The 20,877-nt window shown below is 68.7% G+C and carries 11 protein-coding genes and 4 pseudogenes; 5 read left to right on the top strand and 10 right to left on the bottom strand.

Features of this window, described 5'->3' with window-relative positions; genetic code table 11:
* Positions 1-99: 99 nt before the first annotated feature.
* Together gltB and N4G47_RS20050 are read left to right on the top strand one after the other, a co-directional pair.
* On the top strand, positions 100-4,602 hold the full coding sequence (gltB, locus tag N4G47_RS20055; RefSeq protein WP_475289741.1) for a glutamate synthase large subunit: 4,503 nt from the start codon (positions 100-102) through the stop codon (positions 4,600-4,602).
* A gap of 86 nt (positions 4,603-4,688) precedes the next feature.
* Positions 4,689-6,134, top strand: coding sequence for an FAD-dependent oxidoreductase (locus tag N4G47_RS20050; RefSeq protein WP_475289740.1), 1,446 nt, complete (start codon positions 4,689-4,691; stop codon positions 6,132-6,134).
* On the opposite strand, the pseudogene N4G47_RS20045 reads toward N4G47_RS20050, so the two are convergent.
* Positions 6,120-8,491: pseudogene (locus N4G47_RS20045) on the bottom strand (ATP-binding protein). The gene N4G47_RS20050 and the pseudogene N4G47_RS20045 overlap by 15 nt on opposite strands.
* 209 nt (positions 8,492-8,700) lie before the next feature.
* On the opposite strand from N4G47_RS20045, the gene N4G47_RS20040 reads away from it, so the two are divergent.
* On the top strand, positions 8,701-9,570 hold the full coding sequence (locus N4G47_RS20040; protein ID WP_475289739.1) for a methylglyoxal synthase: 870 nt from the start codon (positions 8,701-8,703) through the stop codon (positions 9,568-9,570).
* Positions 9,571-9,630: 60 nt separating this feature from the next.
* Here N4G47_RS20040 and N4G47_RS20035 read toward each other — a convergent pair.
* The 3 genes and pseudogenes from N4G47_RS20035 to ttcA all read right to left on the bottom strand — a co-directional run bounded on the left by N4G47_RS20035 (position 9,631) and on the right by ttcA (position 12,343).
* Positions 9,631-10,409, bottom strand: a pseudogene (locus N4G47_RS20035) (M48 family metallopeptidase).
* Positions 10,410-10,468: 59 nt separating this feature from the next.
* The gene (locus N4G47_RS20030; RefSeq protein ID WP_004153441.1) at positions 10,469-11,374 is read right to left on the bottom strand and encodes a recombination-associated protein RdgC; all 906 of its coding nucleotides are present in this window, start codon (positions 11,372-11,374) and stop codon (positions 10,469-10,471) included.
* A gap of 36 nt (positions 11,375-11,410) precedes the next feature.
* Positions 11,411-12,343 carry a tRNA 2-thiocytidine(32) synthetase TtcA gene (ttcA, locus tag N4G47_RS20025; RefSeq protein ID WP_475289738.1) on the bottom strand — a complete coding sequence of 311 codons (933 nt, stop codon included), beginning with the start codon at positions 12,341-12,343 and terminating at the stop codon, positions 11,411-11,413.
* A 91-nt stretch (positions 12,344-12,434) separates the two neighbouring features.
* Between ttcA and N4G47_RS20020 the strand changes: the two genes are divergently transcribed.
* Positions 12,435-12,638, top strand: a complete 204-nt coding sequence (locus tag N4G47_RS20020; protein ID WP_249842338.1) for a YdcH family protein — start codon at positions 12,435-12,437, stop codon at positions 12,636-12,638.
* Between the two features lie 101 nt (positions 12,639-12,739).
* On the opposite strand, the gene plsB is transcribed toward N4G47_RS20020, so the two are convergent.
* The 5 genes and pseudogenes from plsB to N4G47_RS19995 form a co-directional block, all read right to left on the bottom strand.
* Complete coding sequence (gene plsB, locus N4G47_RS20015; protein ID WP_475289737.1) at positions 12,740-15,376, bottom strand: glycerol-3-phosphate 1-O-acyltransferase PlsB; 2,637 nt, start codon at positions 15,374-15,376, stop codon at positions 12,740-12,742.
* A complete protein-coding gene (locus tag N4G47_RS20010) occupies positions 15,376-16,329 on the bottom strand; it encodes a hypothetical protein (RefSeq protein WP_475289736.1) in 954 nt (317 codons plus the stop codon). The genes plsB and N4G47_RS20010 overlap by 1 nt, the downstream gene beginning before the upstream one ends.
* A 304-nt stretch (positions 16,330-16,633) precedes the next feature.
* Positions 16,634-17,455 (bottom strand): S1 family peptidase, encoded by an 822-nt coding sequence (locus N4G47_RS20005; RefSeq protein WP_475289735.1) that lies wholly within the window; start codon positions 17,453-17,455, stop codon positions 16,634-16,636.
* A gap of 219 nt (positions 17,456-17,674) precedes the next feature.
* Positions 17,675-18,399 (bottom strand): annotated as a pseudogene (pyrF, locus tag N4G47_RS20000) (orotidine-5'-phosphate decarboxylase).
* Positions 18,396-19,319: a 5'-nucleotidase, lipoprotein e(P4) family gene (locus N4G47_RS19995; protein WP_475289734.1), complete on the bottom strand. Its 924-nt coding sequence runs from the start codon at positions 19,317-19,319 to the stop codon at positions 18,396-18,398. Before N4G47_RS19995 ends, pyrF begins: the two are co-directional and overlap by 4 nt.
* 101 nt (positions 19,320-19,420) lie before the next feature.
* On the opposite strand from N4G47_RS19995, the pseudogene N4G47_RS19990 reads away from it, so the two are divergent.
* Positions 19,421-20,072 (top strand): annotated as a pseudogene (locus N4G47_RS19990) (YceH family protein).
* A 28-nt stretch (positions 20,073-20,100) separates the two neighbouring features.
* Here the strand turns inward: N4G47_RS19990 and N4G47_RS19985 are convergent.
* Positions 20,101-20,628 carry a GNAT family N-acetyltransferase gene (locus tag N4G47_RS19985; RefSeq protein WP_249842345.1) on the bottom strand — a complete coding sequence of 176 codons (528 nt, stop codon included), beginning with the start codon at positions 20,626-20,628 and terminating at the stop codon, positions 20,101-20,103.
* Between the last annotated feature and the right edge of the window lie 249 nt (positions 20,629-20,877).

Raw genomic sequence — 20,877 nt, 5'->3', positions numbered from 1 at the left:
GCCGGCGCTTTCCGTTGCACCTGCAACCGTGTATTGCGGCGTTGCAGCAACCTGTGATCTAGTCGAGGCATCCGGTGGCCTCACGATGCGCTCCAGGGAATGAGCGGGGACGAGTGTCGCCGCCAACCCTATACGCATCGAGGTAGAGATGGCCCCCGCAACCGCCAAGGGCTTTACGACCCGCGCTCCGAGCGCGATGCCTGTGGATTCGGCATGGTCGCCCAGCTCGACGATCAACCCTCACGCCTGTTGGTTGATACCGCCATTGCCGCGCTTTCGCGCATGACCCACCGTGGTGGCGTGGCCGCCGATGGTCTGACCGGCGATGGCTGCGGCCTGCTGCTGCGCCGCCCCGATGTGTTCCTGAAACTGCTGGCCAGCGAGGCCGGCATCACCGTCGGTGCGCGTTTTGCCGCCGGCCTGGTGTTCCTGCCGCACGCGGACGAGGCCGCGCAGGCCTGCCGCGCGCAGCTGCGGGCACAGGTGGAAGCGGTGGGCTGCAAGGTCGCCGGCTGGCGCGAGGTGCCCACCGACGACAGCGTCTGCGGCCAACTGGCACGCGACACGCTGCCACGCATCGAACAGGTGTTCGTCGATGCCGGTATCGGCCAGGACGACGCCGGCTTCGCGCTGGCCCTGTTCCTGGCCCGCCGCCGCAGCGAACAGCAGCTGCGCGAGCACGCCGATTTCTACGTCACCACCCTCACCCCGGATGCGATCAGCTACAAGGGCATGGTGCTGCCGGACAAGCTCAGCCGCTTCTTCCCGGACCTGCAGCGCCGCGAACTGGCGTCCAGCGCGATCGTGTTCCACCAGCGTTTTTCCACCAACACGCTGCCGCGCTGGCCGCTGGCACACCCGTTCCGCATGCTCGCCCACAACGGCGAGATCAACACCATCGAGGGCAACCGGCGCTGGGCGCAGGCGCGCAGCAAGGTGTGGAAGACCCCGCGCTTTGACATCGCCGAGTTCGACCCGGTGATCTCCATGCACGGTTCGGACTCGCAGAGCCTGGACAACATGCTGGAGCTGATGGTCGCCGGTGGCATGGAACTGATCCAGGCGCTGCGCATCCTGGTGCCGCCGGCCACCCAGTCGCTGGAGTTCAAGGATCCGGACCTGGCCGCGTTCTACGAATTCCATGGCCTCAACAGCGAGCCGTGGGACGGCCCGGCCGGCATCGTCGCCTGCGACAGCCGCTACGCCGTGTGTACCCTCGACCGCAACGGGCTGCGCCCAGCGCGCTGGATGCTGACCGCCGACCGCCACTTCCTGGTCGCCTCCGAAGCGGGCGTGTGGGAAGTGCCCACCGAACGGGTGGTACGCAAGGGCAAGCTGGGACCGGGCGAAATGATCGCCATCGACCTCAAGCGCGGCGACCTGCTCGATTCGGACGCCATCGACCGCATCAACCGTGGCCGCGCACCGTACAAGCAATGGCTGCAGCAGGGCGTGACCTACCTGCAGACCGAACTGATCGATCCCTCGCTGGTGGAAGAACCCTTCGACGAAGGCACCCTGCGCAGCTACCACAAGCTGTACCAGCTCAGCAGCGAAGAAGTGGAGCAGGTGCTGCGGCCGCTGGCCGAGACCGAGCAGGAAGCCACTGGCTCGATGGGCGATGACACGCCGATGGCGGTGCTGAGCCAGCGCAGCCGCCCGCTCTACGACTACTTCCGCCAGGCCTTCGCGCAGGTCACCAACCCGCCGATCGATCCGCTGCGCGAAGACTGCGCGATGTCCCTGTCCACCCAGCTTGGCAAGGAGACCAACATCTTCCATGCCGGCCCGGAGACGGTGAACCACGTCATCCTCAATTCGCCGGTGCTGAGCCAGCGCAAGCTGCGCCAGCTGCTGAAGATGGACCAGTACGCGCAGGCCAACCGCCTGCTGGATCTGTCCTACAGCGAAGACGAAGGCCTGCGCGCCGGTATCGAGCGCATCTGCGCAGAAGCCGAACAGGCCGCGCGCGAGGGCATGGTGATGCTGCTGCTGTCCGACCGCTACCCGGTGGCCGGGCGGCCGATGGTGCATGCGCTGCTGGCCACCAGCGCCATCCATCACCACCTCTCGCGGCTGGGCCTGCGTTGCGATGTGAACCTGATCGTGGAGACCGGCACCGCGCGCGACCCGCACCACATGGCCTGCCTGCTCGGCTTCGGTGCCACGGCGGTGTATCCGTACCTGGCCTACCAGACCCTGTTCGATCTGGGCCGCCGCGGCATCCTCAAGCTCAGCAAGGGCGGCGAGCAGTCGCAGATCGGCCGCCGCTACCGCAAGGGCGTCTACAAGGGCCTGTCGAAGATCATCTCGAAGATGGGCATCTGCACCGTGGCCAGCTACCGCGGCGCGCAGCTGTTCGAGATCATCGGCCTGGAACCGGAAGTGGTGGATCTGTGCTTCCCGGATACCGCCTCGCGCATCGGCGGCGCCGGCTTCGCACGCCTGGATGCCGACGCGCGCGAGCTGTGCACGCAGGCCTGGGACGCGCAGCAGGACGTGGATGTCGGCGGCCTGCTGAAGTACGTGCACGGCGGCGAGTACCACATGTACAACCCGGACGTGGTGACCACCCTGCAGCGCGCGGCGCGCAGCGGTGATCCGCGTGCATGGCAGCAGTACTGCGATGCCGTGCATGCACGACCGCCGTCGGCGCTGCGCGACCTGCTGGAACTGGTGCCGGCCGCCACGCCAACGCCGCTGGACGAAGTGGCCCCGGCCAGCACGCTTTTCCCGCGCTTCGATACCGCGGCGATCAGCCTCGGCGCACTGTCGCCGGAAGCGCATGAGGCGCTGGCGATTGCCATGAACCGCCTCGGCGGCCGCAGCAATTCCGGCGAAGGTGGCGAAGACCCGGCGCGCTACGGCACCGAACGCCGCAGCAAGATCAAACAGGTCGCCTCGGGCCGCTTCGGCGTCACCGCCGAGTACCTGGTCAATGCCGAGGTGCTGCAGATCAAGGTCGCCCAGGGTGCCAAGCCCGGCGAAGGCGGCCAGCTGCCGGGCCACAAGGTCAATGAGCTGATCGCGCGGCTGCGCTACGCCAAGCCGGGCATCGGCCTGATCTCGCCGCCGCCGCACCACGACATCTATTCCATCGAAGACCTGGCGCAGCTGATCTACGACCTCAAGCAGGTCAACCCGACCGCGCTGGTGTCGGTGAAGCTGGTCAGCCATGCCGGCGTCGGTACGATCGCCGCCGGCGTGGTCAAGGCCGGTGCCGACCTGATCACCATCTCCGGCCACGATGGCGGCACCGGTGCCTCGCCGGTCAGTTCGATCCGCTATGCGGGTGTGCCGTGGGAACTGGGCGTGGCCGAAGCGCACCAGGCGCTGCTGGCCAACGACCTGCGCGGGCGCACCCTGCTGCAGACCGACGGTGGCCTGAAGACCGGCCTGGACGTGGTGAAGGCGGCACTGCTGGGTGCAGACAGCTTCGGCTTCGGCACCGCGCCGATGATCGTGCTGGGCTGCAAGTACCTGCGCATCTGCCACCTCAACAACTGCGCCACCGGCGTGGCTACCCAGGACGAGCGCCTGCGCGAGAACCACTTCACCGGCCAGCCCGAGCGCGTGGAGAACTTCTTCCGCCTGCTGGCCGAGGAAGTGCGTGGCTGGCTGTCCTACCTGGGCGCGCGTTCGCTGGAAGAGATCGTCGGCCGCACCGACCTGCTGCGGCAGATCGAAGCCGCGCCGCGCGACGGCGTGCGTGTGGACCTGTCGCGCCTGCTGGCCGACAGCCGCTACGAGGGCAGCCACTGCGCCGCGCAGCGCCTGTACGAATCACCGGACAGCCTGGCCACGCAGATGGATGGCCTGCTGGCCCCGGCCATCGAGCACAAGCGCGGCGGCGAGCATCGCTTCCTGATCCACAACACCGACCGCAGCATCGGCACCCGCCTGGCCGGTGCGGTGGCGCGCGCGCACGGCAACCAGGGCATGGCCGAAGCACCGCTGGAACTGCGCTTCCGCGGCAGTGCCGGGCAGAGTTTCGGTGCGTTCAACGTCGGCGGCCTGCATCTGGAAGTGGAAGGCGAAGCCAACGACTACGTGGGCAAAGGCATGGCCGGCGGCCGCCTGGTGGTACGCCCACCGCGCGGCGCCCGCTTCGAAGCCCGCAGCACTGCGATCATCGGCAACACCTGTCTGTATGGCGCCACCGGCGGCGAGCTGTTCGCGGCCGGTCGTGCGGGTGAGCGCTTCGCGGTGCGCAATTCCGGCGCGCTGGCGGTGGTGGAAGGGGCCGGTGATCACTGCTGCGAGTACATGACCGACGGCGTGGTGCTGGTGCTGGGCAAGGTCGGCCTGAACTTCGGTGCCGGTTTCACCGGCGGCCTGGCCTACGTACTGGATGTCGATCGCGATTTCGTCGACCGCTACAACCACGAACTGATCGACATCCATCGCGTGTCCGCCGAGGGCTTCGAGAACTACCGCCAGCACCTGCACCGCCTGATCGGCCGCCACCGCGAGCTGACCGGCAGCATCTGGGCGCAGCAGATCCTGGACGAGTTCCGCGATTACATCGGCAAGTTCTGGTTGGTCAAACCCAAGGCCGCCAGCATCGAGTCGCTGACCGAAACGCTGCGCCGCGCCGCATAACGGTAGTGCCGGCCGCTGGCCGGCAACCCAGGATCACGTAGTGCCGGCCGCTGGCCGGCATTCGGAAAAACACCACAGAGCCCGCCATGAGCCGCAAGCACGCCTTCCAGTTCCTCGACCTGCCCCGCACCATGCCGCAGCGCATTCCGGTGGAACTGCGCACCTCCGGCGACTGGGGTGAGCTGTACGGAAAGTTCGGCAAGGAGGACGCGCAGTACCAGGCCGGCCGCTGCCTGGACTGCGGCAACCCGTACTGCAGCTGGAAGTGTCCGGTGCACAACGCCATTCCGCAGTGGCTGCAGCTGGTGCAGGAAAACCGCATCCACGAAGCGGCCACGCTGTGCCACAGCACCAACCCGCTGCCGGAAGTGTGCGGCCGGGTGTGCCCGCAGGACCGCCTGTGCGAAGGCAGCTGCACGCTGGAGGAATTCGGTGCGGTCACCATCGGCGCGGTGGAGAAGTACATCGTCGATACCGCGCTGGCCACCGGCTGGCGCCCAGACCTGCAGGCGGTGCAGTCGACCGGCCACCGCGTGGCGGTGATCGGTGCCGGCCCGGCCGGCCTGGCCTGCGCCGACCGCCTGGCGCGCGCCGGCATTGCCGCGGTGGTCTATGACCGCTACGAGCAGATCGGTGGCCTGCTGCAGTTCGGCATTCCCAGCTTCAAGCTGGACAAGGACGTGATCCATCGCCGCCGCGAGGTGCTCGAAGGCATGGGCGTGCAGTTCCGCCTCGGCGTGGAAATCGGTCGCGACATCAGCATGCAACAGCTGCTGGACAGCCACGATGCGGTGTTTGTCGGCACCGGTGCGTACCGCTACACCGACGGCGGCCTGGACGGGCAGGACCTGAAGGGCGTGCTGCCGGCGCTGCCGTTCCTGGTGCAGAACAGCCGCATTGTCAGCGGCGATGATCCCAAGGGCCGGCCGATTGCCGGCTGGGAAGACACCATCGCCCTGCCCGATCTGAACGGCAAGCGCGTGGTGGTGCTGGGCGGCGGTGATACCGGCATGGACTGCGTGCGCAGTGCGGTGCGGCTGGGCGCGGCCAAGGTCACCTGTGCCTACCGCCGCGACGAGGCCAACATGCCGGGCAGCGCGCGCGAGGTGGCCAATGCGCGCGAAGAAGGCGTGCGCTTCCTGTTCAACCGCCAGCCGCTGTCGATCGAGGCCGGCGCCGATGACGAAGTGATCGGCGTGACCGTGGTCGAAACGCGCCTCGGCGAACCCGATGCCAACGGTCGCCAGAACGCGGTGCCGATCGACGGCAGCGAATCACTGCTGGAAGCGGACGTGGTGATCATCGCCTTCGGCTTCTCGCCCACCCTGCCGTCGTGGCTGGCCGAATACGGCGTGGAAAGCCAGGGCAATGGCCGCATCGTGGCCGGCGGCAAGGACCGGCTGCCATTCCAGACCGCCCATCCGCGCCTGTTCGCCGGCGGTGACGCCGTGCGCGGCGCCGATCTGGTAGTGACGGCGGTCGCCGAAGGCCGCGATGCCGCCGCCAGCATCGTGCGGCTACTGGCGCACTGAAGCCGGCTGCAGCAGCGCAGCCAGCAGCGCGTGCAGCTCCCGGGTTTCGGCCGGCTTGGCCAGGAAGTGATCAATGCCGGCGACACGGCAGGCCTCGCGCGTGCTCTCCAGCACGCTGGCGGTCAACGCGATGATCGGTACACATGCGCCATTGCCGCCGGTATCGGCACGGATGGCGCGTGCCAGCGCGAAGCCATCCATGCCCGGCATGTGGCAATCGGTGATCACCAGATCGAACGGCTGCGCCTGCCAGGCCGCCCAGGCCTGGTGTCCGTCGGCGCAGGCCTGCACCTGCAGGCCCAGCGCACGTAGCCGCTGGGTCAGCAGCCCCAGGTTGGTGGGATGATCCTCGGCGGCCAGCACCCGTGCCGCCGGAAGTGCGGGGGCCGCCACCGCCGGCGCCGCCACCGTCTCCTGCGGTGCCGTACTGGCCGCCAGGTCCAGATCCAGCCAGACGGTGGTGCCTTCGCCCGGCACACTGCGCAGCTGCAGCTGCCCACCCATCGACGTGGCCAGTTCTCGGCAGATCGACAAGCCCAGGCCGCTGCCGCCAAAGCGGCGGGTGGTCGAGGTCTCGGCCTGCTCGAAGGCAGCGAAGACGGCGTGCTGGCGCTCCGCGCTGATGCCCACGCCACTGTCCACCACCTGCAGGCGCAGCCGCTGGCCACCGTCGCGCGGCGCGACCACCTCGATCCGCAACGTCACACCGCCGTGCAGGGTGAACTTGAGCGCGTTGCCGGCCAGGTTGAACAGGATCTGCCGCAGCCGCAGACCGTCGGCCAGTGACCAGGCCTGCAGCGCCGGGTCCAGCTCGATGCACAGGTGCAGGCCACGACTGGCGGCGACGGGCATCAGCAGCTGCTGCACGCCCTGCACCAGCGCAGCCAGGTGGGTGGGACGCAGTTGCAGCGGCGCGGCCTGCAAGCGCTGGCCATGCAGCACATCGTCGAGGATCAGGCGCAGCATCTGCGCCGCATCGACCACGGTGGTCAGGGCCTGCCGCTGGCCTGCGTCCAGCCGGCTGTCGGCCAGGCGTTCGAGCATGCCCAGCAGCGTACTCATCGGCGTGCGGATCTGGTGGCTCATGGTCGCCAGGAAATGACTCTTGGCCAGGGCCGCCTGCTCGGCGGCACGGCGCGCTTCGGCCAGTGCCACGGCACGCGACTGCGCCTCGCTGACGTCCATCCAGTAGCCACTCCATTCCACGCTGGCGTCGTCACAGCGCAGCGGCCGTCCCTGCGAGCGTACCCAACGCCAGTCCTGTGCGACGCCGGTGCGGAACGTCACATCGATCGGGCCGCGCATCAGCGCCGCGTTCTCGATGCAATCCATCACCCGGCTGCGATCGTCGGCATGGACGGCGGCAAGCAGCTGCCTGTGGTCGATCCGCGCAGCCTCGCCGCTGACCCCGAACAGGGCCTGCACGTCGCCTGCAATCTGCGTAACGCTGTAGTGGCCGCAGGCCGTGCGGCGCGCCTGGTAGACCACCGCGGGCAGATTCGCGGTGACCTCCCGCAGCCGCTGCTCCATTGCGCGGCGGCGGGCGCTTTCACGGTGCACGCGCCAGTAGCCGAAGGCGTGCAGCAATATCAGCGCAAGCAGCACCAGCGAGGTCGGCACCAGCCAGCGCAGCGTCGAGGTGGTGCCGCGCGCGCGCGGCGGGTGCGGCAACCATGCCTGGCCGATGACTGCGCGCTGGGCGTTGCCCCGCTGTTCCAGCTGCTGGTCGAACGCGGCCACGACCCCGGCGCAGGCCGGCACGGCTGCCAGCACCAGCGCGTCATCGAAACCCGCCGGTGCCGCAATCACCAGCGGATCGCCCGGCATCGCCCGCAACGCGGCTTCGACTTCCCCAGATTGGCGATGACCGCATCGATCAATCCGGTGCGCAGCAGGGACAGGGCGTCGCCCAGCGGCGCCGGCGCCAGCAGCTGCGCGCCGGGGGCCTGTTCGGTCAGCCGTGCTGCCAGCGGCACCCGGTCCGGGCTGGCCACAGTGCGGTCGCGCAGGTCTTCCAGGCCCAACACCACCGGCGCGCCCTGGCGGCGCACGATCACCTGCGGCACCTGCAGGTAGGCCTGGCTGGCCACCCAGCCGGGCGGCAGCTGTGCGCGCGGCCAGCCCAGCACCGCCTGCACCCCTGCCGGCAGCTGCCGGTCGGCCAGCGCCGCCGCCGGCACGGGCACCGAACGCAGCGCGACCTGCGTACCCAGCGCCTGCAGCTGATGCGCAAGCAGCCCCACAGGCTGGCCCTGCTCGCGCGAGGACAGCGGGGGCCGATCCGACGGCCAGGCCACCTGCAGGGGATGCCCACAGCTGGACGCCCGCGCCGGGTCCGGCAGCATCAGCAATGCCATGGCGGCGGCGACAGCGGCGGCGCGGGAGCCGACGGCATTCACGGTGGATGACCTCGTTTCGCGGGCAGGAACCACGGCCGCGCAGCGCTACCGCTGTCCTTCACGCTAGCGAGGTGACGTCCAACCGCAATGGGAAACGTTGCAAATGCATCCGCATCGGCGGATAGCGACATAAACTGCCGCTTCTACCCGTATCTGTGGAGCATTCGATGCGCATCGGCCTGGCCGCCAACCGTCTCCATCACCACGATGCGCGCGCGGCGCTGTTCCGCTGGCTGCACGCCAGCGAGGCCGGCCTGCGCGAACTGGGGGTCTGTCTGCATGCGGTCGGGCGGACCCATGACGCAATCCAGCGGCAGGGTTTCCTGGACGGCTACGCCGGTCTGAGGCGCTATCCCTACGGTCGCGACGGCGGTCTGATGAAGCTGGTGGCCGAAGTGGTGGGCATGGGTCCGGAACGAACCCTGGATGGCGCGATCTACCTGATCGACCCGGTCGATCCCTCGTCGGTGTTCCCGGAAGCGACCGCCCTCAAGCGGCAGTGCGTGATCCACGGCAAGCCGTTCATTTCGACCGTGGCCACCGCGCGCGACTGGGTCGAGGTGGAACGCATCCATGCCGGTTTGTCGGCCGATGCCGGCGCCGACGACCTGCATGCGTTCCAGGCACAGACGCTGGCGCTGATCGCCCATGATGCGATGAAGCCGGCGATGTTGGCCTTTGCCGATACTCACTTCGACGTGCTGGCACGGTTCGCCGAGCGGGTGGCCACCGGCACCACCGGCCAGCGCTTGAACGAGCTGGCCTGGAGTCGCGGCTGGCCCCGCGATACGCCCTGGGTGACGCGCTACCAGAGTGGCCCGATGGGCGGCGATGCGCAGATCGCCGACCGCGTGCTGGAAGGGCGCTGCCAGCGCGCGATCTTCTTCGAGGATCCGCATGTGGCGCGCCAGCACGAAGCCGATATCCAGCTGCTGGAGCGCGCGGTGACCACCGTGACCGACCAGGCGGTGTGCATCACCGCACCCCAGGTGGCCGCCCGTTGGGCGACCGCAGCGGCCAAGCGCACAGCCCCGTAGAGTCGAGCTTGCTCGACTGAGCGCGATGCTTGAACCAAGAGCCGTCGAGCAAGCTCGACGCTACAACAGCTGGCGCAGCATGGCCTTCAACCGGCGGCCTTCCAGCTGGAAGTAGTCGCGCTGTTCGCGCCAGGCGGGGAAGCGCTGTTCCACTTCGTGCCAGAACGCGGGCGAGTGATTGGGCTGGATCAGGTGGCAGAGTTCGTGCACCAGCACGTATTCGAAGGCCTGGGGCTGCCCAGCACCAGGGCCAGATCCAGCGCCATGCTGCCATCGGGCGCCAGCGAACCCCATTGCGAGGACATCACCTTCAAGCGCAGGCGACTGGGCGCACGCGGCAAGCCCGGCAGGTACTTCGGCAGCCAGCGGCCGACATCGGCGCGGGTCTGTGCTTCGTAGAACTCGCGCAGCAGGCGGCGCAGGGTGGCATCGCCGCCACGCGCCGGCCATTGCACGCAGGCGCCGTGTTCGTCGATCTCCAGCCGCGCGAAGCGGCCTTCCTGCCAGCGCAGCGGCAGCAGCTCGCCGCGCAGGGGCAGCACGCCCTCCACGCCCGGCTGCAGCGCCGCAGGCAGGTCCTGACCCTGGTACTGGCGCAGTTGCACGGCCAGCCAGTCGCGGTGCTGTTCCAGGAAGCGTTCGCCCATCACCAGGCTTGCCCGCGGCGGCAGGGTCAACCGCGCGCCGCGCTCGTCCACGCTCAGCTTGATCCGCCGCGCACGCGGGTCACGCACGCGCAGCACCTCGATCTCGGCATCCTCCAGCCGCAGGCGGACGGTATCGCGCTGCACGGTGGCGGGCGGGGTCGGGCTGATCAGGCGGCGCAGCAGACGGCTCATGCGCCCAGCATAGCGCCGCTTCGGGCCGCCGGATGACCGGCGGCCGGCGGGCTGCCTGTTCAGTCTGCCTTGCTGAGCTTGAAGGCCTCTTCCAGCAACAGGAACAGGCGGCGGATCTCGGCGCTCTGCAGGGCGAAGCGGGCGTCGAACTCAGCGCGGCGGCCATCTTCGTCGGCGTGCTCCAGCTGGTCCAGGGCACCGTCGAGGAACTTCAGCTTGCGCACGATCAGGTCGTCGCCGATCACGAACGACAGGTTGTCCTCGAAGATCAGTGCCAGCTTGGTCACCTGCTTGCCGGCGTCCAGGTGCTTGTCGATCTCGTCGCAGCGCAGCTCCTGGTGCTGGCACTTGACCACCGCACCGCCTTCCACCGGGTCCTTCATCTCGCACTCTTCGCCCAGGCTCAGCCCGGTCGGCAGCGGCTCGCCGGCGATCCAGCCGGTCAGGATCGAGCGCGGCGCGACTTCGGCATTCAGCGGCATGGCCGGGAAGCTGCCCAGCAGGCCGCGGATGTCGGACATGAAGTACTCACCAGTCTTGCGGCTGGAGGTATCCACCGCCACGTAGCCGTGCTGCAGGTCGATGAAGGCGTCGTTGCGCGAGGACTTCACGAAGGCGCGCGGCAGCAGTTCATGCAGCAGGTCGTCCTTCATGCGCTTGCGTTCGCGGCCACCAGGACGGCGGCCTTCCTTCTCCTCGATCTCCTCCAGCTTGCGCTCGAGCAGATCGTTGACCACCGCCGCCGGCAGGATCTTGTCCTCGCCGCCCACGGTCAGCCACAGGTGCTCGGCAATGCGATGGGACAGCAGTTCCTTCTCCTCGCGGCCGAACGGCGAGATGAAGCCGCGCGAGTTCATTTCCAGCGCGCCGACCGGCTTGAGCAGGGCGTGCGGCAGCAGGGTGTCGACTTCGGAAAAATCAGTGGCGGTCGGGAAACGGAAGAACGTCAGGTTGCGAAAGAACATGGAATTCCGGATGGCAAAGAGGAAGGGCGACCGACCTTAAGCGGTGGGCGTCTCGGGATCTGCGTCGGCATCGGCCGGGGTACCGGCCAGCCAGGCATGGGCGTCAGGCAGCGGCGCGTCGTCGCGACGGCCCAGCGCCGTGAAATCGAACAGGGTGGTATCGGCCAGCTGCGAGGGCCGGACCTCGCCCATGGCGCGCGCGATCTGCTCGATGCGGCCGGGGTGGTCCTTTTCCCACTGCTTGAGCATCAGGCCGACCTGGCGGCGCTGCAGGTTCTCCTGGCTGCCGCACAGGTTGCAGGGGATGATCGGGAACTGGCGCGCCTGCGCGTACTCGGCGATGTCGCTCTCGCGCACGTAGGCCAGCGGCCGGATCACCACGTGCTTGCCGTCATCGCTGCGCAGCTTCGGCGGCATGCCTGACAGCTTGGCGTGGTGGAACAGGTTCATGAAGAACGTGGCCACCATGTCGTCGCGGTGATGGCCCAGCGCGATCTTGGTGAAGCCGTGGGTTTCGGCGTAGTTGTACAGCGCGCCGCGACGCAGACGCGAGCACAGCGAACACATCGTCTTGCCCTCCGGGATGACCCGGCTGACCACCGAATAAGTGTCCTGCTCGATGATGTGGTACGGCACGCCCAGTCCGGCCAGGTACTGCGGCAGCACATGCTCGGGGAAGTCCGGCTGCTTCTGGTCCAGGTTCACCGCCACCAGCTCGAACGGCACCGGCGCCTTCTTCTGCAGCTGCAGCAGCACGTCCAGCAGGGTGTAGCTGTCCTTGCCGCCGGACAGGCAGACCATCACCTTGTCGCCGGCCTCGATCATGCCGAAATCGGCAATCGCCTCGCCGACCTGGCGGCGCAGGCGCTTGGCCAGCTTGTGCTGCTCGCGCTCGCCCAGCCGCGGATCGCGGGCGGCGCGCGGCTGTGAACGCGGCGGGGGATCAGGAAGGGAAATCACGGCACTCATGGGTTCCATTCTAACGGCTCGGAGCGGCCCCGGCCGGGGGTCGGGATTCCCCTCTCCCGGCAGTCATCATCGCTGTGTATGCTCGGAGGCTGTGGATACCTACAGCCCCGCCGAGATCGTCCAACGCCTCGCCGCCCTGCGCGCCGAGCATCGCCTGCTGGATGAACAGATCACCCGCATGGCGGCCAACGGCGAGGACGAACTGGAGTCCAAGCGCCTGAAGCGGCGCAAGCTGCAGTTGAAGGACTGCATCGCCAAGCTGGAAAGCCTGCAGATTCCCGACGAACCAGCCTGACCGGTGGCCCATCCACGCATGGCGTGGTTCTACTGCTTTGCCCCTGGTAGATGCCAACCTTGGTTGGCATGCCGTTCGCCGGGCATGGCCCGGCGCTACCTTCAGTCCTGCGGTGCCGGCTCGTCCGGGCGGGCCGCTTCCGGGCTGACCCGTTCGATGGTGTGGCGCAGCTCGCGGCCGAGGATGAACTTGGCGTCCTTGGCCCAGGCATCCAGCCGCTCGTCGAACAGCAGCTTGCTGTTCTCGTCCGGCCACACCAGGCGCAGCTCGCGCAGCTTCTGGATGAAGCCGCGGAACAGGGTACGGTCGAAGAACTCCGGCGCGGCCGGCGCATAGAGCAGGCTCAGGCGCTGCGCCGCCTGCTGGCACAGGCTTTCCAGCTCGGCCGCACCGAGCACGCCCGGGCCGTTCTTCACCAGCACCGAGATCGCGATGTAGTAGCGCTCGAACGCCTGCTGCAGCGAGTGGCCGATCGCACGCAGGCGGAACACCTCGTCGGTCTGGCCGGTGTTGCGCGCCAGGATGCCGCCGTCGTCATCGTTGACGTTCTGCAGCAGGCCCTCGCGCACGAACACGTTGATGGTCTGGTCGATGCGCTGGGCGAACTCGTCCTCGCTCCACGGCAGGAACAGCTCGGCCTGCAGGAACGGGTACACCGTGCGGCCCAGCTGGACCAGGCCGGTGCGGCTCATGCGGCGGTTGTTCTGGAAGCAGCAGGCCACCCACGACGAGGCGGTGAACAGGTGGATGACGTTGTTGCGGAAGTAGCTCAGCAGCACTGCGGTATCGCCGCTCACACTCAGCACGTCGCCCAGCGGGTGCTTGATGCGGGTGAGGACGTTGATCTCCTCGGCGTGGGCGATGATCCGCTCCGGCGAGTGCGGGGTGACCGTCACCCGGTCCGAATACGGCATCTCGACCAGCAGTGTCTTGCACAGCTCGATCTGCGCGATCAGGTCGGCCTCGCCCATCGCATGCTTCGGCGTGGACAGCAGCGCCAGGGCCAGCAGGTTGATCGGGTTGACGTCGGCGGCCGCGTTGACGCGCACCTGGATGCGCTCGGCCAGCGTATCGACGGTGGTCGACAGCCAGGCCGGCTTCTCGTCTTCCGATACGGCCTCGCCCTTCCACTCCGGCGCCTTCTCGGCCAGTACATCGTTCAGCGCGATCGGCTCGCCGAAGTTCACCACCACCTGGCCATAGTTCTGCTTGAGCACCTTGGGGATGCCCCACAGCAGCGACCAGATCGATTCCTTTTCCTTCGGCCGGCCGGACAGTTCGTCCAGGTAGCTGCCGCCCTCCATCAGCTTCTCGTAGCCGATGTAGATGGGCTGGAACAGCACCGGCTTGCGCGGCTGGCGCAGGAACGCGCGCAGCGTCATCGAGATCATGCCGCCCTTGGGCTGCAGCAGTCGGCCGGTACGCGAGCGGCCGCCTTCGACGAAGTACTCCAGCGAGTAGCCACCGGCCACCAGCTGCGCGACGTATTCGCTGAGCACGGCCGAGTACAGCGCGTTGCCGCGGATCGAGCGGCGGATGAAGAACGCACCGCCCTTGCGCAGCAGGGTGCCGACCACCGGCAGGTTCAGGTTGATGCCGGCCACGATGTGCGGCGGCACGATGCCACGGTCGTACAGCAGGTAGGACAGCAGCAGGTAGTCCATGTGGCTGCGGTGGCTGGGCACGTAGACCACTTCGTGGCCCGGCGCGGCGGCCTTGAACTTGTCCAGGTGGTGCACCAGCACGCCGGCGTAGATGCGGTTCCACACATGGCTGAGCATGAAGCTGGCCGAACGCACCACCGGGCTGGAGTAGTCCGCGGCGATTTCCCAGGCGTAGGCGTGCGCCTTCTTCCAGGCATCGGCCGGCTTGGAGTTGTCACGCTTGGCCTGTGCGGCGATCGCCTCGCGCACCGGCTCGGCAGCCAGCACCTGGTCCACCAGCAGGCGCCGGGTCGACAGATCCGGGCCGATCACCGATTCACGGATACGGCGGAAGTGGGTGCGCAGCACACGCTGCAGCTTGCGTACCGTGCGCTCCGGCTCCAGGCCTTCGTCCACGGTGCTGCGCAGCGAGATCGGCGGGGCGAAACGGACGATGGTGCTGCGCCCGTTCAGCAGCAGCCCCAGCAGACGCCGGAAGCGGCCCACCAGTGCCCAGTTTTCCGAGAACAGCACCGCGAACCAGCCGCTCTGCTTGTCCGGCGCGCGGCCGACGAAGATCGACACCGGCACCAGATGCACATCCAGGTCGTCGCGCACGCGATGCGCCTGCAGGACCTTGGCCAGCGAATCGGAGTGGGTCTTGGCACCGCGCTGCTCGGGAATCAGCGAGTTGCTGGAGCTGCGCCGCGACAGCGCCAGGTAGGCGCGCTTGCGGCCGGTGGGATCGCCGGCCAGCGGCACCAGCGGCGACGGCAGGCCGGCCTGGCGGCAGGCCTTGTCCAGGATCAGCGCGTTGGACAGGCCGTAGTCTTCCAGCACGTACATGACCGGGCGGCCATCGTTGTACTGGCCCGGGTCTTCCGGCTCGATCTTCAGCGACAGCCACGGTTCGACCAGGCGGCCAAGCAGCCTTGCCCACAGCGGGCGGCGCCCGGCCGACCGCGCGTGCACCGGCGGCGGTACCGGGTTGGGGCCGGTACCGGTCGAGGGGGACGCCGGCAGAGTATCGGCGGGCGTCGTCTGGGATTCTTCGCCGGGGAACGGCAGCGGGTTCTGTTTCGACATCGGCGCCATTATGGCTTAGGCGGTGGCGTTGCCGCTTCCCCACCCTCGGCGGGGGCTTCGGCCGGCGCGGGCGCCGCTGCGGCACGGGCCGCATCGGCCTTGCGCAGCAAGGCATCGGTGTCGGCCAGGGTGCGGGTCAGGTACCAGTGGCCTTCGCGTCGGCTCAGCGGCAGCTGCAGGGTCATCTCGCGCCCGGCCAGGTCGTAGCGCAGGCGCACCAGCGCGTTGTCGCCCTCCACCGACAGCAGTTCGCCGCGCACGCCGCGCAGCGCATCGTCCACGCCCAGCCCGTAGCTGCCCAGTACCGCCTTGAGGGTGTGGATGAACGGTGCCAGCTGCTGCAGGCTGCCTTCCATGCCGGCCGCCTGCAGGCCGGCCTCATCATCGAAACCGACCTTGCCGGCGGCGCCGACCAGTGCGGCGATGGTGCTGCGCGCGCGGGCACGGTCGCTGATCGGTGCGCCCTGCGCCCAGGCCGCCAGGGTCTCGACCAGTGCGATGTAGTGGGCCTGTTGGCCAGGCGTATAGCCCTTCTGGTGACGCAGGTACTGCACACCGAAGTTGCCCATCGACTGCGCGGCCTGGCGCACCGCGCTGGCCTGGCCGGCCAGCTGGCGGTCGAAGCTGCGCTGCAGCCCGGCGCTGGCGTCGGGCTTGCGCAGCGCGGCCAGCATCGGCAGCAGCTGGTCGCCCAGCGGCAGCTCGGTCAGCGGCCACTGGCTGTGGCCGTCGGCCCAGGCCTGCTGCAGGCGCTGGTACTGGCCCGGCGGTACCGACAGCTTCGCGTAGCCGACCAGATCGTCTTCGGCCAGGCGCAGGGCCATGGCCTGCACCGCCGCCACCGGCTCGGCCGCCGGCTGGGCCGGGTCGGTGCCCGGTTCGCGGCACGCCACCACGGCCAGCAGCAACAGCGCTGCCAGCCCCCATCCACGCGCAGACCTTCCTCGCACTGCCACGCTCATGCACTCGGACTCCCCGGACCGGTCCGCATCTTGCGGCCTGCGACGTGACAGCGGCAAGCCGGGCGGGCAAGCCGGGGTCAGATCCCTGCTGCCACGGGCAGAAGGGATCTGACCCCGGACCGGACCCGCGCGCAAAAAAGAGCCCGGATCACGGGGATCGCAGGCTCTTCAAGCCGGCACGGGGCCGGAGGACAGTGTTGTGGCACATGTCCGGTCCGAAGACCGGATGGCGGCGATCCTACGCTGCACTTCAAGTTAAGGCAACACTTCATCTAACACCATGTATCTTGTTGATTTTATTGAATCAATCGCGCTGCCAGACCGCCTCGATGAAATCTACGGCATGTTTTTCGGCGATTCGGGCATAAACGCCGGGATAGCCGGCCAGCGCACACCCCTCACCCCAGCTGACGATGCCGAACTGGGTCCAGCCATCGCGCAGGCGCAGCAGCAATGGGCCACCCGAGTCGCCCTGGCAGCTGTCCATGCCCTCACGCCCGGCACAGATCACCTTGCCGCGCGCCAGATCGCCGGCATAGGCCAGCTGGCACTCGGTAAAAGGTACAAACGGCACCTGCACCGTCTGCAGCTGGGTGGGGTAGTCGTCGGTCCCGCTTTCCGTCGTCCCCCAGCCGATCACGGTGAACACGCGCCCCGGCTTGAGGTAGCTGGCATCCGGACGCAGCCGCAGTGCCACCGGCTGCGCGTCGGCCAGCGGTGCGCTGAGCTGGATCAGCGCCACGTCGTGCTCCAGCGAATTGCCGCTGTTGAACGCCGGGTGGGCGTGGATCGCCTTGACGTTCGACGGGCGCGCGCTGGCGTCGGTGGACAGGTTGGCGGTGCCGCCCAGCACGGCCAGCGCGCCAGGCGCTGTGCCCTGTACGCAATGGGCGGCAGTCAGCACCCACGACGGTGAGATCAGAGTGCCGCCGCAGACATGGCGCGCATGATCGCTGTCGCCGAGAAAGCGCCCCTGCAGGCTGACGATGAACGGGTACTGGCCCGGCGCTGCCGCCTCGCCGCCAATGATGCGCGGCGCTTCACGGGGTGTCGGTGCCGCCATGGCGGGCGCGGCCAGGGTGGTGGCCAGCAGGCCGCCAAGCAACAAAGAGGTGCTGCGATACATATCCGTGTACTCCTCTATCGATGGGTGGAACCGGCAGGGCTGCGGTCCTTGCCGGTACGTCGATGGATAGAGGTCATGCCTGCCGTTGGGCGCGACGCCGCGCACAGTTTCCCCGCCCCGGGTCGGACGCGTCAGCACCGTCTGCGCAAACGCGAACGCCATCCCGCTCGAGGTGGGATGGCGTTCGGGGTCACCCTGTGCGCAACGTCGCCGGCAGGCTCAGCGGGCAGCCAGAGCCGTCGCGATTTCCTGTTGGATCGCCCGTGCGGCGGCCTGCGGATCGGCGGCCAGGCGGATCGGCCGACCGACCACGATGGCGTCGGCACCATCGGCGAAGGCCTGGGCCACGCCAACGGTACGCTTCTGGTCATCACCGACCGGCCCCCAGGCCGGATGCCCGGGCAGACGATCGAGAACCCGGCGCCGGTGGCGGCACGGATCGGAGCGGCTTCCTGGCCTGACGCAATCACGCCATCGATGCCGGCGGCCTGGGCGGCCAGCGCACGCTCGACCACCACGTCCACCGGCTCGCGGTCGATGCCCATCTGCGCCAGGTCCGGGCGCCCCATCGAGGTCAGCACGGTCACCGCCAGCAGGCGCATGTCACTGCCGTTGGCGGCCGCGCAGGCTTCCATCATGGCCGGGTGCCAGCCATGGATGGTGGCGTAGCTGACCGGCCACTGCGACAGGCGCTTGATCACCGCCGCCGCGGTGGCCGGGATGTCGAAGAACTTCAGGTCGACGAACACGCGCTTGTCGCGACGGGCCAGCTCATCGAGCACCTGGAAGTACTCGCCGGAGGCCAGCAGCTCCATGCCGATCTTGTAGAACGCCACGCTGTCGCCGAGACGGTCGACCCAGTCCAGCGCCTGCACGCGGTCGGGCACGTCCAGCGCGAAGATCAGGCGCTCGTCATCGCGCAGCGGCAGCGGTGCGCGGCTCACGGTGCGTAGTCCAGCGCGGCGCGCTTGGCGTCGTGACGGGCCTGGCGCGACTGGCTGTAGTCGTTGTTGAACTGGGCCGGCTCGAAGCCGCCGTAGGTCGGGTTCGGCAGCATCCACCAGCGTTCGCCGAACCAGTCGTGGTACTGCTGCAGCAGCGCGTCGCGGCCTTCGTTGGTGTTGGCGGTCACTTCCACGAAGTCGCCCAGCTGGTCGCCGAACTGCATCAGCACGCGGTACTTCTGCCCGGCCAGGCGGCGGCGGCAGTTCTTCTCGCTGCCGGCCTGCTCGCAGCCTTCAACGACGGTGCCCAGGCCCAGGAACACGCTGTCATCGGCCACCGGCAGGCCCTGCTCGCGCAGGTTGGCCAGGGTCGCCTCCTTCAGGTGCACGGCACGGTTGGAGATGTACAGCAGGGTCACGCCCTTGGCGTTGGCGGCCTTGGCGAAATCGACCACGCCGGGAATGGCCTTGGCCTTCTTTTCGGCCACCCACTGGTCCCAGCTCAGTTCATCGTATTCCTTGCCATCGCGCACCAGGCGCGCCTGGTAGGGCGAGTTGTCCAGCACGGTCTCGTCCACGTCCAGCACCACCGCCGGCTTCAGGCCCTTGGCCTCGTTGCCGCGTTCTTCCGGCACCAGCGCGTCCCAATGGGCTTCCTTCAGCGCCGCGTCGAGGCGGTCGGCGGCAGCGCGGTAGGTCTGCTCAGTGATCGCCTTGTACTCCTGCGCGCGCTGCATCCACAGCACCGCGTTGAGGTTGTCGTTGGCGCTCGCATCAAGCGCGCCATCGGCCTTGGCGGCAGCGGCCGGAGCCTGCGGGGCAGCGGCTTCAGCGGCAGGCGCCTCCACGCGCTTGCAGGCGGACAGGCCCAGCGCCGCGGTGGCGAGCAGGGTCAGGGACAGGGAAACGGGACGACGCATGGGTTCACCGGCAATCAGATATACCGGCGCATTTTACCGGCAAAGGCGACGCCGGGACGGCTATGCTTGGCGGTTGACCCGTTGCCCTCCCGGAGGCCGCCATGACCGATTCCAGCCAGACCCCCGACGTCCCCCTGCTCGATGCCGTGCAGGCCCGCCTGCTGGGCTGCCTGGTGGAGAAGGAGGCGACCACCCCGGATACCTATCCGCTGACGGTCAACGCGGCCCAGTCGGCGGCCAACCAGAAGACCGCCCGCGAGCCGGTGATGAACGTCGATGCCGGCAGCGTGCAGCACGCCCTGCGCCAGCTGGAGACGCTGGGGCTGGCACGCCAGCACTTCTCCTCGCGTGCCGACCGCTACGAACATCGGCTGCAGGCCGCGCTGGACCTGACCCGGCAGCAGACCGTGCTGCTGGCGATGCTGCTCGCTGCGCGGGCCGCAGACGTTGGGCGAGCTGGTCTCGCGCAGCGAGCGCCTGCACCGTTTCGCCGATACCGACGAGGCCCGCCACGCCATCGAGCGCCTGCAGCAGCGCGCGCTGCTGGTGGTGCTGCCGCGTGCCAGCGGCCAGCGCGAGGACCGCTACATGCACCTGCTGTGCGGTGAAGTGGATGGTGCGGCGCTGGCGGCGAAGTACGCCAGCAGCGGTGGTGGCAACGACGCGGCCGACCCGGGCCTGGCCGAGCGCGTGGCCCAGCTGGAAGCGGCGGTGGCCGAACTGCAGGCGCAGCTGGCCGAACTGCGCGGCTGAACGGTGGGTTGCCGGCCAGCGGCCGGCACTACCCGACCTCTGCCGCCCCTGGCGTGGCATACAGGCGGCTGGCGCTCTCGATGCCCGGCAACTGGATCACCCCGCGCTCGTGCATGCCCAGGCCCAGCAGGATTTTCCCGGACGCTACGTTGCCCAGGTCGGTGATGCCGTACAGATCCTCGATGCCCAGCTCCGCCCGCGCATGCGCCAACACCGCCTGCGCCGCTTCACCGGCATAGCCCTGCCCGGCGAATTCCGACAGCACTGCATAGCCGATATCCGGCCCCGGCAGTCCATCACGCCGCACCAGCCCGGCATTGCCCAGCCACGCGCCGTCGGCCCTGCGCTCGATGGCATACATGCCGAACCCGTTCAACGCATAGCTGTGCAGCACCCGCAGCGCGATGTACTCGCGCGCCTGTTCCTCACTGCGCACGTTGCGGTCGCCGATGAAGCGCAGGAAGCCGGGATCGTTGAGCAGGGCCAGCATCGGCGCCGCGTCGCGGTCGGGCTCGATGCGGCGCAGTCGCAGGCGTTCGCTTTCAATGGGATGCACGCGCAGACCTCCAGCCGAAACCCCGATTCTGCCTCAACGCCCGGCTGTTGATTTTGATTTTCTCTGCATTGCCGTGGCAGGAGGCGCCCGGAATCCGTCAGAGGCCGGTCGGGGTGGGTTCGCGGGGGTATCCGCGCCATGGATGGCGCGGCTAAGCCCCCAGGGACGGGTTCACGGCGTCCCCCGCGAACCCACCCCGAGCGGCCACACCGCGCAACCCGCGCGCGCCCCACCACGGAGGGGCGGCGC

This window comes from Stenotrophomonas sp. GSD10, assembly GCF_056172695.1.
The sequence above is the reverse complement of the archived record's forward strand: the minus strand, read 5'-3'. Positions and strand labels throughout refer to the sequence as shown.